General features: G+C 70.5%; 1 protein-coding gene. It reads left to right on the top strand.

Annotated features, from left to right (window positions below; genetic code table 11):
* Window positions 1–127: 127 nt before the first annotated feature.
* A partial coding sequence (locus tag A6V29_RS18800) for a helix-turn-helix domain-containing protein (RefSeq protein WP_170977962.1) occupies window positions 128–796 on the top strand: 669 nt, incomplete at its 3' end.

Here is a 796-nt window from a genome sequence, read left to right as displayed (position 1 = left end):
TGTACTGCCCAGAGACGTTGGTCGAGGACGTGTGATCACGGGATCTGACTGAGGATCTTGTGCAAGGAGGACCTCCGGTCGTGGAGTGGAGCTGCTCAAGGCATCCACACACGAACCGGAGGTCCTCGTGTCCCACGCTAATGCCGCTCTGACTCCACGCCAGCGTCTGCGTCTGGGTCGTGCCGTGGTCGAGGACGGCTGGTCGATCGCCTACGCCGCGGCGATGTTCCAGGTCGCTTGGCCCACCGCGAAGAAATGGGCGGTCCGCTACCGCCAGGCCGGGCCGGCAGGCATGGCCGACCGCAGCTCCCGCCCGCACAGCTGCCCCCGTCGTACCCCGCGGCCGCTGGTGCGGCGGATCGTGCATCTGCGCTGGCATCAGCGGCTGGGGCCGGTGGAGATCGCCGCCCGCCTCGGGGTGCCGGCCTCGACGGTCTACGCGGTGCTGCGCCGCTGCCGGATCAACCGGCTCTCCCACATCGACCGGCGCACCGGCGAGCGGGTCCGCCGCTACGAGCACGAGCGTCCCGGGTCGCTGTTGCACGTCGATGTGAAGAAGTTGGGCAACATCCCCGATGGCGGCGGGTGGCGCTACGTCGGCCGGCAACAGGGCGGCCGCCACCGGGCGGCCACGCCCGGCAAGCCGCGCAACCGACACTCCAACCCGAAGATGGGCACGGCGTTCGTGCACACCGTGATCGACGACCACAGCCGGGTCGCCTACGCCGAGATCCACGACGACGAAACCGGCGCCACCGCGATCGGCGTGCTGCGCCGGGCGGTGGCCTGGTTCGCC

It is taken from the genome of Blastococcus sp. CCUG 61487 (assembly GCF_005222955.1).
Lineage (GTDB): Bacteria > Actinomycetota > Actinomycetes > Mycobacteriales > Geodermatophilaceae > Blastococcus.
Note: the sequence above shows the minus strand (reverse complement) of the source record. Positions and strands in the feature narration are given on the sequence as shown.